Origin of the sequence: Pandoraea anhela (assembly GCF_902459655.1) — a bacterium.
GTDB classification, from domain to species: domain Bacteria; phylum Pseudomonadota; class Gammaproteobacteria; order Burkholderiales; family Burkholderiaceae; genus Pandoraea; species Pandoraea anhela.
Window position 1 is genome coordinate 1 of the sequence record NZ_CABPSB010000032.1, and the last position, 13,500, is coordinate 13,500.

Below are 13,500 nucleotides of genomic sequence, written 5' to 3' on the forward strand. Positions count from 1 at the left end.
TGATGTCTTCTTCCATCGCCTTGCTCATCGTCTTTTCCTCGATTATGACTTGAGCAGGTTTTCACTGGGTCAATACAACGGAGCACTTCGTCGTGCGGTTTGCCGTGCCTCGATCAACCTCAAATCCGCCCCGAGGAACCCTCAGGGCGGCGCTTACATGTCGAACTTAAAGCTATTCCGGTTGACCTGTACGACTCAATGGCAGAGTTGCTGGCACTCCTTTACGGCCGCTGCCCGACGGTCGTCGATGTACTTCGCAAGATCCTCCACATGCACTCCCTTTGCGCTCTTCTGAGAGCCTTCCATGCGAACTAATGGAAGCGCGATATCGCCTGCGCCAATCTTTCGCGTCAGCTTCTCGGCGCTCAGGTGAGAGAAGTAATCGCGGCACACTAGGTCGATAGGGACTACCGCGACAGCACCGTACTGAGCCATAAGTAGAAAAGTGGTGTTCATTGGCCACCTCCTCACGCTTTGCCAGAATCGGTTGGTCGCTCTTTTGTCGCCATCCAAAAGTAGCCGTTGTCTTGACTCCAATACCACGCGTGGTCATCCAGCGTCGCGCCGGTCTCCAGTGCTGAATCGTACGCAGCGACAATCGCTTCGGCGGCGCAATCCGCGAGGAAGTGTTTGACGGTCTCCGATTCAGGGATCGTGATGCCGCGACTCGCCCAATAGCGCTTCTCGTTCAACTGATGCTCGTCAAAGTTCTTGACGATGTATTTGCCGATGTAGGAAGCGATCTTGTGGCGCAGACCCACTTCGCGATTCGGATTTCGAACGTCGACATTGCCGTTGTCTTCGCCGACGACGCGCAACCACAGCGTCCGCAGCACTCGGTAAGGGGAGTAGTTCAATACGTTCGTGTCATTCATCGCTTTGCCTCAATCACGTTGATCAGGGGTCCCCTTGCGCGGATGGCTTGGGGAGTAAGTGTTCCTGTCGTGCCTTGTCTAGCGTGCGATTCCGAGGACTTATCGTTAAATGCTAGTGATACAAGTCTATGGGCGCACTTCGTGCGCCCGCCGTCCTCGACCCTGCGGGCGGCGGGCGCTCGCAGTGCTTCCTAGCTGTTGTCCGTAACCTTTCACGAACACGGCGAGCGATAGCGCGCCGTGGACGACCGAAAGGTTTGGCATGAAGGCCAGAATGCAAAGGTATGAGGTGATGGCGGACGCAGGAGGTAATACCCGCTGCTCGGTCACGCAAGCCGCGCTGAGCCGCGCGACAACCGCCCGGACTCCGCAAGGCACGCATACGCAACCCTCTCTCCGGGTACGGCGCTGACACTCCCGACGCTAGACGTCCTGAAAGACGACCGGCCTACGGAAGTACAAACGTCAACGAACGAACCAACGGATTAGGTTGGGTTACGACGGTCTTACCTGCTGGGTGAGAAAGGAAATTTTTTGGATGATGGCCGCAGTACGACGATGGACACTGCCCACGATGGGATCTTGGCCGAGCTCTCGTATAAATGCCCCAGCAAACGCCCTTGAGCGCGAATTGACTTCCAGCATCTGTAGCCGGAAGTGGTGATGCTATGCACTGAACACAATCGGAAGCCACGTATGGAAGCGTGGCGCGAATGTGGGGCTATTAAAGCAGCGCGTGAACGCACCGTATATGGGGAAATTCCGATTGCAGCGACGGGGAGGGGAGTGATGGCGTGCATGGCGAAAGGCTTGGCGTGAAATTGACACAGATCGCGCGCATGAGGGTGGCGCGATGCTGTAGAGGCGGCCGAAACATGCGGGGGGGCCATGCCGTTGGCAGAGTTGGATGAGTTGCGTCAGGGAAGACTATGCGTCGAGACAATCGGCCTTCAACTTGTGGCATTCACAGACGAGTTCGACGGTCATTTCGCCAAGCTCTTCGAAGATCGCGAGCAGGAACCGGTGGGGTATTTCCTTGCCAGCGTCTGTGTTGGTGCACATCGTCAGCGCGAGGATGCGTTCTGAGAGGGTATTGAGTCTGTCGACGGAAGCGTGGACTAAGGAAGCTGCGGGGAGATGAAGCGTCATGCGGGGCACCTCTAACTAGCCAATCTGAGATTCCCGCCACCCGCTGCATTGCGCAGGGGTGGGCGGGCACTGGACTAGGTTAGCGAACCGCTGATGTACCAGGCTAAAGCGGCACACCCGAAGGTGTCCCAATCCAGGCCCACCCATAGAAAGGATGTGCGTGGCAAATCGCACACGAAAGCCGCAATGTTCTGCGGCCGTGTGCCCTGGTATTCATCATTCGGGTCGCTAAACCCGGTCGCGTTTGGGGCGCGACGGGAACCAGATTACCGGTCCGACTTCGAGGGCACCACGCGTTCGGAGTCGCATTCTAGGTCACTCGTTGAGATTCAGAGCATTCCGATACCTCAATAGGGAATCTCCTTGGTCGACCCGGACGTGATGAGTACCCAGAAACGAAAACGGAGCCGAAAGGCTCCGTTGACTTGTGCGCGCAGGCGACTTTATCCGTACCGCTTTACCAGCAGTCCGCTACCAATGAGACCCGCGATCATTGCGCCTATCGTAACGATGACGCTGGGCGTGAGAAGCGCCACAGCAAGGCCGACTGCAGTCCCACCGCTGAGAGTGGATGCGAACTTGATCATCCCGCTAGCAGCTTGTGAACGATGCGAATTCGCGGGAATGGTTCGGCCGTGCGCAAGACGCATCTTCTTGATGGAACGCGCCTTCGATGCGCTAGCTGCAAGTCTTTTCCGCGTCGGTGTGGCTGACATCAAATACTCCATTGGCTAATGTCACCTCTTGGACCGTGTGCGCAGCAGCCACAATCACGATCATCAAGAAGCATGTGGATACTAGCATGACTGCTGGCGGCTTCCACTCGTGATCCTCCCCGCGTGCCATCATGGCTGCGGACAAGAGGATGCCGCATGCGATTGCCGCGATAAAGCAAATCCAAACAACGACGAGATGTGGTCCTGTGTCGGCGACCGCGTAACCTCGAATTCCCGCTTGAACGGCAAGAATAACTCCCCCATACAACCAGCCCATCGAGTCGAACGCTTCGCCCCAAGCTCATGCCACCCGCTTGGTTGCTGGCGTCACTAGCCATCTTGCTACGCCAAAGAATCCATAAATCAAGCTCGCTCCGAAGAGTGGCAGCAACGCTTCAAGCAGTACCCATTTAGTTGCGGGAGACAAATGAGTGTTCCTCGTCGTGTATCAAAACTTCTCCTGCGGACTTGCCGGTATCTCCCGGTTGATATGGGCGCGGATTGTACGTCAGCAATCTAGCGTTGAGTCGATGGCTGAGGGGCGTATCCAACGTGGACAATCGCTTCTTTGCCTATCCCGCTTGCGGTTGCCGAGAGGCTCAGAGGGTATTGGCGAGGGCAGATATAAGAGTCCGCCCAAACAGACGATACCGCGATACGCTTTCGTTCCCGCACGGGAACGAAAGCCTGCAAGCCGAGGAAGTTTGGGAATTTCGTATACGAACGGGTACGAAATCGGTCTTCGGCCCCTCGTAGCACCGCTTTGGAGAGCGGTGAACCTTGACGGGCAATGCCTCAATTGAGGAGCGCGGCTGTGCGTTAGCTCGGAACGTTGCCGTTGATCTCGCGTGTATCTATCGTCACCGACGGGTCGAGAACCGTCGCTTGCCAACGGCCGAAGTTGGCCGACTACGACCACTCCTGAAAGGCTATTTGCGCGACCCGAAGCGGAAGTTGGAAGCTGCCGTCAATTCGCTCAGATGCGCGACTTGCCCCAGAGGACCGTGCATCGCCCTCCTCGGGCTGCCATGTATTCCTCAGTCTCTGCTATGAGGCGTGCGCGGCGTTCTGTCGAACATTGAAAATCATTTTCCCAAAGTAACAGTCCGCCGTCCACGCCATATTCGACCACGCCCTCGACAATCCCGGACTCGTCTTTGTAGATGAGGTTTAGACACTGGTGATGCAGATATTCGAGGCGAATAGCGGGCTTCATAAATTTTCCTAAACCGTTGATTCTTTCGGAAGCCGGGTAGCCTCTTCCTATTCGAGGAATTCCGATTCAACCAGAAAATCACGATGTTCAAAGATTCAAATTCAGACTAAAAGCGAACTGTCATTTTTTTGACTCAACAAGCAATTTTTTACAGCCCGCTTATGGCCGTTTGTAGTCGTTCTTGAAGGACCACTTTAGACACAGGGTAGACATTCAAACACGCGCCAACGTTGGCAAACTCGGTTGCCCGGAGAGCTAATCAGGGGGAGCAGGTCATTCGATTTCTCGTGCCGTTGCGTGTTGACACAGAGGGGGCGTAACCCGAAACACCAGCGCGCGCGACGAACCGCAAGAAGTCAGCCATAAAGCGGGAACAGAAAGACATTCGCGCCAAGTTCGACATACATGAGCTGTCTTGGCCGCAGCGCAATGTCAGTTGAGCTTGCCTAGATCATTCGGCGCGGTCTGGAGACTTTCCTAGACCGTCTATTTGAAGCACCCCAATGACAATCTCCGGCCGGGGGGGCGACCGAAGATTGCGCGGCGTGACATGCATGCTGGTCAATCGACTATGCACTTCCACGATTCGACGTAAGTGAGTCGACCCGCCACAAGTTCCGTGCAGAATGCCTCGCGGGTCAATAGTCGACAAGAGGGAGATTCTCTTTGTTGGACTCCCGCCGGGAAATCGCTTCATCTACCCTGTTCCGCAGAGTTTCCCAGGATTGCTCGATTGCCCTGAACCGCTTATCGTTGGCGAACTTTCGGCGTCCAGATGTTAGGAGTTCTTCCGCGCGGGACATTAGACGGCCACAAAGATCTTTCTGGGTGCTGGCCAGGTCATGTAGCTTCCGGTCAATCGTGATCGCCATGGCTTCGATCGCAGAAAGCACGCGACGAGCGTTCGTAATGCGAGCATCGCCTAGCTTCGACAGCAATTCCAAGGTGTCAAGCTGAGCAGAAGTTCGTCCCAAGCCTTCTTCGTGGATGCCGGTCCATAGCCACATTTGATCATGCATGTCGGCGCGCCGGTTTTCCAGGTCCGCTGCATCATCGCCCCGATATTGAGTTATAGCCACTCTGAGCGCTTCGCTCGCCTCGAACATTGCCGAAATAGCGCCATACAACGAGCCAGCTTTCGCTTGATCCGAGGCCTTGCTGGCAAGCGCCGCAGACTTTCGTACAGCCCAATCCTGAGATCCTGGTGACCTATTGGCTAGGGCTGCCTCAGCTGCTTCCAGTGCGCCGACGTAGTTCTCGGCCGTCCACTCAGCTTCGAACCAGCATTCGAACACTTCTGGCTTTTTGCAGCCGGCCGTAAATGCTTTTCTTGCTAGCGTTCTTGCGTGGTCGATTTGCGGCGGAACCTCTTTAAGATGTAGTGCTGCCTGATAACTTAGAAGATCGAAGTGGTCTTGCGTCCGCTTTCGTGCGTCCTTAATCGTGGCCAAGGCCAGAGGAATATCACCAATTCGGACTAAGGCTGCAGCTTGTGAGATCGCAGCAGCCACTCGACTGTCTCGCGTCGGCGTACGTTCATCCCTTTTTCTGAAGGCCGCAATATCTTTTTCCAGACGGCCCCGGTCCGTCACAAGTGTGGTTGTCGGGTCAACTACCAATCGTCGAGTATTGTCAGGGACTCTGAAACGCGCCACCGAAGCCAATGCCGGCGCAGCGACAAGAAACAAGGACTGCAGTTCGCCGAGCCCGCCTTCGATTAGCTCAGACGGGTAACCTAGAACTTCACAGAGCTCCACGGTTGATGCTTCACCGAGTAACGCCACGGCCAGCAATATTCTCTGAGCTTCTGGTGACAGTAATTCGATTTCACGTTTGAGCGCTGCGGCGCGCACTGACGCGCCACGCTCGCCCTTCCATTGAGCGATAGCCTCATTAACGCTATACCATCTCAATAGCCTGAGAAGTGATTCGGAAAAAAGAGGACTTCCGTCGCTGGTCTGGTGAATCTTCTCTATTTCCTGGGTAGTGAGCTTTGGAAAGGCAAGCCTATCACGAAGGGCTTCCAAATACAGGGGGAATTCATCAGCCAGTGTGAGGCCGGAAATTTTTATTACGTTATCGTTTGAAAAGCTCTGATTGAATCGCGTTGTTAGAAGGAGCCGCGATGAGCTTCCACCAAGCATCATCCCCAACTCCAAAACTTGCCTTTGCTCTTCGCCGCTAAGCGAATCAACATCATCAATAACAACAAGTGACGTGGTACTGGAGAGCCCCTGCTTAACCATTCTTCGCAGCTCCACTGATGTCGCGCCATCAAGTTCCGCAGTCGTGAAGGGCAATCGTCCACAAATTGCTACGAGCAATTCGGCATACGATGTGTAGTGCCGCTCTGGCATCTTGACGTACTGATCGTCAAAGGCTTTGAATTGCCGCTCTTTTGCTGTGAGCCACATTACTTGCTCAAACGGAGCGTCAGGCGTTTCAGAGACGCGCTCTGCAAATTCATACGCGATGCTAGATTTTCCTAGCCCGCCTTCGCCTGCCAGAACTTTTACGTGAGACAGGTCATCTCCTAGCCATCGCCACAGTGCATTGACGATTCGATCTCGTCCGATAAAGCGGGGGCATATGAAGTTGCGATCCGGAAGATTGTGGGGGATCCTATTTACGCGGAACAAGCCTGTCAGTGGGGGAGGGTCAACCCGTAAATACGGGTTTGGGCGATCTCCGTTGAGCTCCAAGATTCTCGGTCCTTTCGCTTCGATGCACTCATCGGCTCGGCGGCAATAGACTGAATCTTTTAAGAAAAGAGGCTTCTTTTTCTCATTTCCCGGGCCATCTTTAAGAAAGTGCAATGGAGGTACACCTGAGGGGCGCTGGGGAATATGCAAGAGCAATAGGGTTGCAGCCGTTCCATCTGCTTTTTTTGTGTCGACAGGCATTGCGGTAATTTGAACGCGCTCGCCTGTGAACTCCTTGATTGATGCTTTTAGTGCTTCAATATCCAATGACTTTGCATCGATTCCGACGACGTCAAATCGAATTTCAGATTCAGTTTCGCAAACACCAAAAATTAAATAACCACCAAAGGAGTTGTATAAACTTACGACTCGCAGTATGAGTTTTCCTTTTCCATACGGGGACGTGTCGAACATTTCCTTGTAGTCAAGTAGTTCGAACTCGATTGGTGCACATATGCCGTCTCGACAGATGACATCCAAAACATCTCTAGATAGACGGCCTTGTCGAGAAAACTCGGAAATTGATTTCTTGACACTATCGATATTCCAGCCCGCGCTGACGGTAGTCAAATTTTCGATCTTATCGTTGTCAACGATTGTCGAGGGTTGATGTAACGCTGACAAGATTTCAACGATGTGAGGTTCGCTCGGGCGATGATCGTTGCCCTCCGATGCATATGCCCGAGCCAGAGCTTTTGAAATTAACGTCTTGGTAGGATTCTTTCTCATATTTTTTGACGCATATCGGCACAAGAATTTTAGTTTTGCATGCCTAACCGATTTTTTACCCCGGCGGGAAGGCTGGTCTAGTGTTGGGTAATATACGCGAGTCCGGTGCGATTAGACAATTATTACCGAGTTGGGGGGGGGGCGCTGCTCGGGGCCGCTCGCCCCTATTAACAACACAATTGACACTCAACTTGAATTCGCTCGGGGGGAATTTCAGCCTCTGAGTGTTCCGAGGCTCAAGGCTGGGCGGCAGCTCTAAACGTTGCGCCATAGACGCGTAAAGCGTTGCCAATCGGTCTTGCAAAGCGGTCCTGAGCGACTTGACTGTCCATCACGGTTCTTACTCGCGCCGAAAATATCGTTCCTTGAGAATCAATGGCTTACCGTCTCCATGCAACACTCCAAAATATTTGTCGCCCGTCTCGAAGCTCGTTGCCGACCCAGCCCATTGGATTAAAAGCCCTGCGGTTCAAATCTCGACGCGGTCCTCTGGCGTCTTCTAGGGCTTGCTGGACCATGTATCCAGTGCCGGAGTCAGTTTCGCAAGCCACGGCCAAGTGGCGAATCGGTTGCCGGTCTCGCGGATATGCGTATATCTCTTAAGGCTCGCCCAACTTCGATGTCCTGTTACGGCAGCCACGCGAGGTATCGACAGGCCTTGCTCGAACAGCCAACTGGTCCCCTCATGGCGCAGGTCGTGAAATCTCAGATCCTGAATTTGCAGAAACTGGCATGCGCGCGTGAATGCTGCTCCGACGGCATCGGTGGTGTGGGGGAAGATTCGGTCTTCGCCTTCGTGTCGCGGTATCGCAGACAGAATGCGCATGGCTTCCGGGGGAAGGTCGCACCAGACGTCGTTGCCGATTTTTTGTCCTGGGTGCTTCATGTCACGAACGAGTATCCGTGAGCCTTCTCTATCCAAGTTCGACCATTTGATCGTCACGATTTCCTCCTGGCGTCGCGTCGAAAATATTGCGAACGGCACGATGTACTGCATCGGTGCGCTTTTCGGATGTCGTTTGCGAATTCCCACGAAGTGTTCGAGCAGTAGATCCAGCTCAGCAAAACTTGCGCGCCTCTCCCGCTTGGCAGACTTGGCCGTATGACCGAGGTGGGATAGCACTCGTCGCGCATCCTTCAAGGCTTGCTCCGACAACGGATATCCCCAAGCCGGTCGCGCGACGTTGACGACCGCCCCGATGTGAGACATATAGTTACTCGCGGTTTGGGGCAGGACGTCGAGGCTCTTCGCGAAATCAACGTAATCGGTACTTCCCAACTGACTGCAACGCTTCTCCCCGATAGGCGCTCGTGCAACAGCATTCAGTACTTGTGCCTTCGTCCGCCCGATCTTCTTGATCGATTCGTCGACGTATTTCCTGATCACCTCACTAAATAGAGGGTCGACCACCGCTGCGGCTTCGATGGCCCCCGGCCGCGCCAGCTCCTTCTCCCTCTTGACGATCCACGCCGCCGCAGCCTGCCTACGGTCAAACGTCTTCGCCTCGGTGTAGGCCACGCGCCCGTCCCGCTTCAGGCGGATCTGTGCCGTATACCCTATACTTTTGTCCTTTCGTTCCCGTACTGAGATTGTTCCCATAGGTTTTCGTCGGTGCTACACGGCTTTTTTCGGTGCTACACCGTAGCACTTGGGTGCTAAAACGAGCCTAAATGGCGTCCAAAATTGGGAAATCGGGCACTACGTTTTTCGCTGTAATCGACTGTTTTGTAAGAGATTTTCAATGAATTTACCCTCCCGCCGCGTTAGCGTCGCACCGATGATGGATTGGACGGACACGCACTGTCGCGTTTTCCATCGTCAGCTCTCGCGTCACACATGGCTTTATACCGAGATGGTCACGACCGGTGCGTTGTTGCATGGGGATGTCGCTCGCCATCTCGACTTCGACGCGGTGGAGCATCCCGTGGCGTTGCAACTCGGCGGCAGCGAGCCGCAGGATCTGGCACGCGCAGCGAAATTAGGCGAGCAGTGGGGGTACGACGAGATCAATCTGAACTGTGGATGCCCGTCGGAACGTGTGCAGCGCGGTGCGTTCGGCGCTTGTCTGATGGCCGAGCCGACGCTGGTCGCGGATTGCGTTAAGGCGATGCGCGACGTGGTGCAGGTGCCCGTCACCGTCAAGCATCGTATCGGTATCGACGACGTCGAATCGTTCGCTTTCGTCGAGGACTTCGTGGGCAAGATTGCCGACGCCGGCTGCACGACATTCATCGTGCACGCGCGCAACGCAATTCTCAAGGGACTCAGCCCGAAGGAGAACCGCGAGATTCCGCCACTGAAGTACGACTATGCCTACCGTCTGAAGCAAGTTTTCCCGCACCTTGAAATCCTGATCAACGGCGGTGTAAAGACGCTCGACGAAGTCGAGCAACACCTGCGTCACGTCGACGGCGTGATGTTGGGGCGTGAGGCCTATCACAATCCCTATGTGCTCGCAGGCGTGGACGCACGTTTTTATGGCGACACGTCGCCGATAAAGTCGCGTGAAGCCGTCGAGGACGCGCTCATCGAGTACGCGGCCTCGCAAGTCGATAAGGGACAATATCTGGGGGCGATTACGCGTCACGCGCTGGGGTTGTACCGCGGTGTGCCGGGCGCGCGTGGCTGGCGTCGTGTGTTGTCCGATCCGAAGCGTCTGAAAGCCGGTGTCGGTGCGTTCGAGGAAGCGCGCGCACAATTACGCGCGGGCGCATTTTCCGAACGTGACGATGCGGTGTCGGCGGCGGCATGAGGCACTGCCTGCGCGCGACGTATTATCGCGACGTCCCTCCTGTTGCGTATGAGCATGAAGCCGCACGCAAAGCGGGCGGCGTGCCGAGCGTGCCATGATTGTCGCCGGCAATCGCGAAGCGTTCACCGACGCCTGACGCGCAAATTCACGGTGACGTGAGGAGGCGAGGACGCATAGCGGAAACGGAAGCACGTTGCAAATGTCCGCGCACGTAACGCTATCGACTATCTAAGCTTTTGGCTGTCTTGGGAGATTTTCCCGATTCGGGAAGGGGAGTACTACGCTTTGCACTGCAAGGGAATTTTGGGGTGACCGATGGGACTCGAACCCACGACGACTGGAATCACAATCCAGGACTCTACCAACTGAGCTACGGCCACCGCCGTGATCAGCGCCTTGACTTGCTCGCTGAACAGAAACAAGAGTATAGCGACATTTTTATCGCGTTGCCAACACTTTTTTCACTTCTTCGAAATATTTCTTCTCCCGCGTGCGTGATCGATGCGCCGCAGGGTCGTCGCACGCGGCAAACGCTCACCGTCAACTTACCGCGCGTCGACGAGTGAGCCATCTATGCCAATGCTCAATCCCACGAATTTCCGCTTTGCGTCACGCCGAATGTCGCGGGCGAGTCGTTCTGAAACACCGTCTGTCCCGCATTCGGATTCGTCACGGTATTCGCCACGAAATTGCCTGAGCCAGACACGCCTTTTGCAATCCAGACGCCTTGCGTTGCCGGATGCACGATGGTGTTGCCATGGACGTCGAGGATGTTCGTCACCGTACCGATCTTGAGCCCAGCCCGACGCGAATCCTGAATCACGTTGTTGCTGATCTCGACATTGGTGGGCGCCGCTTTCGTGTTCGATGAGCCGACGTGCATGCCGTGCCGATCCGTGCCATCCCATCCCCCGCCGCGCAACACGAGGTTGCCGGTAATCGTGCCCGACTCCAGCGGTTGCCCCGTCGCGCCGAAGATGCTCACGTCCATGCCATTGCCCGACGACGGATCCTGAACCCGATTGCCCTGCACCAGCACATGCTTGCCGCCCGCGATACGCAACCCATTCGCCCAATAAGGCGCGACCGACGTGTTGTTGATGATCTTCGTGCCGTCCATCTGACTGTTGGTCCCGGCAGCGCCGGCGTCGGAATAGGTCGCGATGCCATCGTCACCAGTGCCGCGAACGAAGTTGTTTTGCGCGGTGAGATTCACGCCAAGCTTCTGCGGATCGAGCGTATTGCCGTTGTTCAGATTGATGCCGTCGCCCCAACTGTCGGCTACGCGGCTGTCGCGAATCGTGCCATTGCTGCCACTCAGCCACTGCGCGTCGCAATGCTGAATCCACACACGCTCGATCAGCCAGTTATTGCCTTGTGAGAGCAGACCGTAATCGTCGCCACCATCGCCGCCGATTCCACGATAGATCGCATTCGAATCGATCGAAACGTTGCGAATCACCGAATTCGTCCCCAGTTTGATGTTGGACCGCCACGGCTTCGACGGTGGCGGCAACGGCACATTTCGATAGATCGTCGAGTACCACATACCCGCGCCGTTCACGGTCACGCCGGTCATGTCCAAGCCCCCCGACGCAAGGCTGCTTACCCGGTATTTGCCCGGTGGAATCCACACGGACATCGACCGGGCGCGGGCGTCGTTGATGCAGCGCTGAATGGCGGCCGTCGAGTCGGTGCCGAACGTGGGGTCGGCGCCATAGTCCGTAACGGATAACGAGTTGGCCGGTTGTGTGCGAGGCGCGGCGACGCTTTCGAAATCGACGCTGTCGATGCCATAGACCTCGGCGAGATTGCCCGCGTCCTTCTTGAGCGTGATCACACTGCCCGCCGGAATCGGCGCCCCGGTAATAAACGCGCGGTTTTCTTCGTAGAAGTGGAAAGGCACACCGCCAGCGTTCGGGTCGCGCGGATGGGTGCGCGCGTCGTGGTACTGCCACGACTGTTTCGAACTGAGCGTGACGGCCTGACGGAAGACGCCGTTGACGTAAAGATTAATCGTGGCCAACTGGCCGGTCGTATCGGCTGTCGTGGGAATCGACGCGCGAATCACGACAGTATTGGCATTGGCGACCGGATTGACGATCGACACCGATTGCCCGGTGTGCGTGAGTTCGACGAAGGCGCCGCCCGACGCTTCAAGCTCCAGCGTCGCGACTTTCGGCACCGGTGCGCCAGGCGGCAGTGCGCGAAGCGTGGCGCCGCCATCGAGGTGTCCGGATTCGGCCTCGACGGTGACGAATGGTGTACTGGCGCCGGCGGTCTGCGCACCGCTTGCGTGAGCCAGTGTGAAAAACAGGCAGTTCGCCGCGAGCGCTGCGGCTGAGAGCACCGTCGTTGACGTGATCGTTTTCATGATGATTCGGGATGCTCCGATGGGTAACGCTGTTGGAAACGCTGCGCCGTCATCGGACCCCATCAAGACGACAGCACCGCGAAGCGCCGTATCGTGCAGCGCGGCCGTGCCTCTGCATTCGATACGAGCCCGAGGCAGTCTAGAGACCGGCCCGGGCCGCAGGCAAGCGAGTGGTGTGCATCGCTTCGCAATCGTGGCGAAAACTTCGCTGACGTAATGTTTTCGAAAAAAGGTTCTGATCGGGAGGGGGCTGCGCGCGGTAAGACTGAGCAACGCTTGAACTGGCGGCTCGACAGGCATTTGGGTGAAATCGCTGTCGGCTCGTCTGACTGGCGAGGCGTTCGCCTGGGGCCGGGGAGGTCGCCCCACCGCATCAGTCGAGTCCCAATCTCATCCGAACGGGTTAGGCCGGGCGGCGCTGGCTGCCCGTGGGGCGATCACAAAGTTTGATCTACGTCTAAATCGTTGTTCGACGCAGAACGTCGGGCCGGGCAGGCACGTCCATAATGGTTTCGTCATGTTTTCATGACCCTGTCTTCCCGGGTAGATCATGGTGCCCCATGCCTCCCGGTTTTGAAGCCCACCTCCCTCAGGTGGGTTTTTTTTCGTCCGCGAGATGGCTTTTGTGCACTTGGCATGTCCCCGCAACGTCACTCATGGAATTCGAACGTGCTAGGATTTTCGGCAGGGCAATGCGTTTTTCGACGTTTACGCCATCGGAGAGACAGTCATGAGCACTTTTTTGCACGGCGGCCTCGTTCTTTGGAACGAAGGCGAGGCCGTGCGCTTCAATGTCAGCGTCGACGGTCGGGTCCGGACCTGTCAGATCGATCGCGCTTCGCTCAATCGCCTGTCGGGCGTCGATGCCCGCGGTGAAGCCCTTTTCGATCAGTTCGTCGAGTTCGAGGACGACATCGTCGAGTTCGCCGCCAGGGCCATCGCGAACGGCGCCGATACGGAGCCGATCGACGTCACTGCACCCTGAG

9 protein-coding genes and 1 tRNA gene are annotated in these 13,500 nt (G+C 56.2%); 2 read left to right on the plus strand and 8 right to left on the minus strand.

All coding sequences use genetic code 11. From position 1 onward, the window contains the following. Positions 1-195: 195 nt before the first annotated feature. The 6 genes from PAN31108_RS25080 to PAN31108_RS25105 form a co-directional block, all read right to left on the minus strand. Positions 196-456 (minus strand): pyocin activator PrtN family protein, encoded by a 261-nt coding sequence (locus PAN31108_RS25080; protein WP_150576891.1) that lies wholly within the window; start codon positions 454-456, stop codon positions 196-198. 11 nt (positions 457-467) lie between these two features. Next, the gene (locus tag PAN31108_RS25085) at positions 468-875 is read right to left on the minus strand and encodes a hypothetical protein (RefSeq protein WP_150671476.1); all 408 of its coding nucleotides are present in this window, start codon (positions 873-875) and stop codon (positions 468-470) included. Between the two features lie 927 nt (positions 876-1,802). Continuing rightward, positions 1,803-2,024 (minus strand): hypothetical protein, encoded by a 222-nt coding sequence (locus PAN31108_RS25090; RefSeq protein ID WP_150575723.1) that lies wholly within the window; start codon positions 2,022-2,024, stop codon positions 1,803-1,805. A 1,692-nt stretch (positions 2,025-3,716) separates the two neighbouring features. After that, positions 3,717-3,956 (minus strand): hypothetical protein, encoded by a 240-nt coding sequence (locus PAN31108_RS25095; protein WP_150671477.1) that lies wholly within the window; start codon positions 3,954-3,956, stop codon positions 3,717-3,719. A 638-nt stretch (positions 3,957-4,594) separates the two neighbouring features. Continuing rightward, the gene (locus tag PAN31108_RS25100; RefSeq protein ID WP_150671478.1) at positions 4,595-7,387 is read right to left on the minus strand and encodes an NB-ARC domain-containing protein; all 2,793 of its coding nucleotides are present in this window, start codon (positions 7,385-7,387) and stop codon (positions 4,595-4,597) included. Between the two features lie 499 nt (positions 7,388-7,886). Continuing rightward, positions 7,887-8,987 (minus strand): site-specific integrase, encoded by a 1,101-nt coding sequence (locus tag PAN31108_RS25105; RefSeq protein ID WP_150671479.1) that lies wholly within the window; start codon positions 8,985-8,987, stop codon positions 7,887-7,889. Between the two features lie 142 nt (positions 8,988-9,129). Between PAN31108_RS25105 and dusA the strand changes: the two genes are divergently transcribed. Continuing rightward, complete coding sequence (gene dusA / locus PAN31108_RS25110) at positions 9,130-10,140, plus strand: tRNA dihydrouridine(20/20a) synthase DusA (RefSeq protein ID WP_150671480.1); 1,011 nt, start codon at positions 9,130-9,132, stop codon at positions 10,138-10,140. A gap of 304 nt (positions 10,141-10,444) precedes the next feature. Here the strand turns inward: dusA and PAN31108_RS25115 are convergent. Further along, positions 10,445-10,520 (minus strand) — tRNA-His (locus PAN31108_RS25115). Between the two features lie 203 nt (positions 10,521-10,723). After that, positions 10,724-12,514 (minus strand): right-handed parallel beta-helix repeat-containing protein, encoded by a 1,791-nt coding sequence (locus tag PAN31108_RS25120; protein WP_174995139.1) that lies wholly within the window; start codon positions 12,512-12,514, stop codon positions 10,724-10,726. A gap of 730 nt (positions 12,515-13,244) precedes the next feature. Here PAN31108_RS25120 and PAN31108_RS25125 point away from each other — a divergent pair. Next, positions 13,245-13,499: a DUF1488 family protein gene (locus PAN31108_RS25125; protein WP_150671482.1), complete on the plus strand. Its 255-nt coding sequence runs from the start codon at positions 13,245-13,247 to the stop codon at positions 13,497-13,499. The last annotated feature ends 1 nt before the right edge of the window (position 13,500 follow it).

What these genes read in the sequence shown, in the direction of transcription:
- PAN31108_RS25080 (WP_150576891.1), bottom strand. Translation starts at nt 456, where the DNA reads ATGAACACCACTTTTCTACTTATGGCTCAGTACGGTGCTGTCGCGGTA.
- PAN31108_RS25085 (WP_150671476.1), bottom strand. Translation starts at nt 875, where the DNA reads ATGAATGACACGAACGTATTGAACTACTCCCCTTACCGAGTGCTGCGG.
- PAN31108_RS25090 (WP_150575723.1), bottom strand. Translation starts at nt 2,024, where the DNA reads ATGACGCTTCATCTCCCCGCAGCTTCCTTAGTCCACGCTTCCGTCGAC.
- PAN31108_RS25095 (WP_150671477.1), bottom strand. Translation starts at nt 3,956, where the DNA reads ATGAAGCCCGCTATTCGCCTCGAATATCTGCATCACCAGTGTCTAAAC.
- PAN31108_RS25100 (WP_150671478.1), bottom strand. Translation starts at nt 7,387, where the DNA reads ATGAGAAAGAATCCTACCAAGACGTTAATTTCAAAAGCTCTGGCTCGG.
- PAN31108_RS25105 (WP_150671479.1), bottom strand. Translation starts at nt 8,987, where the DNA reads ATGGGAACAATCTCAGTACGGGAACGAAAGGACAAAAGTATAGGGTAT.
- dusA (WP_150671480.1), top strand. Translation starts at nt 9,130, where the DNA reads ATGAATTTACCCTCCCGCCGCGTTAGCGTCGCACCGATGATGGATTGG.
- PAN31108_RS25120 (WP_174995139.1), bottom strand. Translation starts at nt 12,514, where the DNA reads ATGAAAACGATCACGTCAACGACGGTGCTCTCAGCCGCAGCGCTCGCG.
- PAN31108_RS25125 (WP_150671482.1), top strand. Translation starts at nt 13,245, where the DNA reads ATGAGCACTTTTTTGCACGGCGGCCTCGTTCTTTGGAACGAAGGCGAG.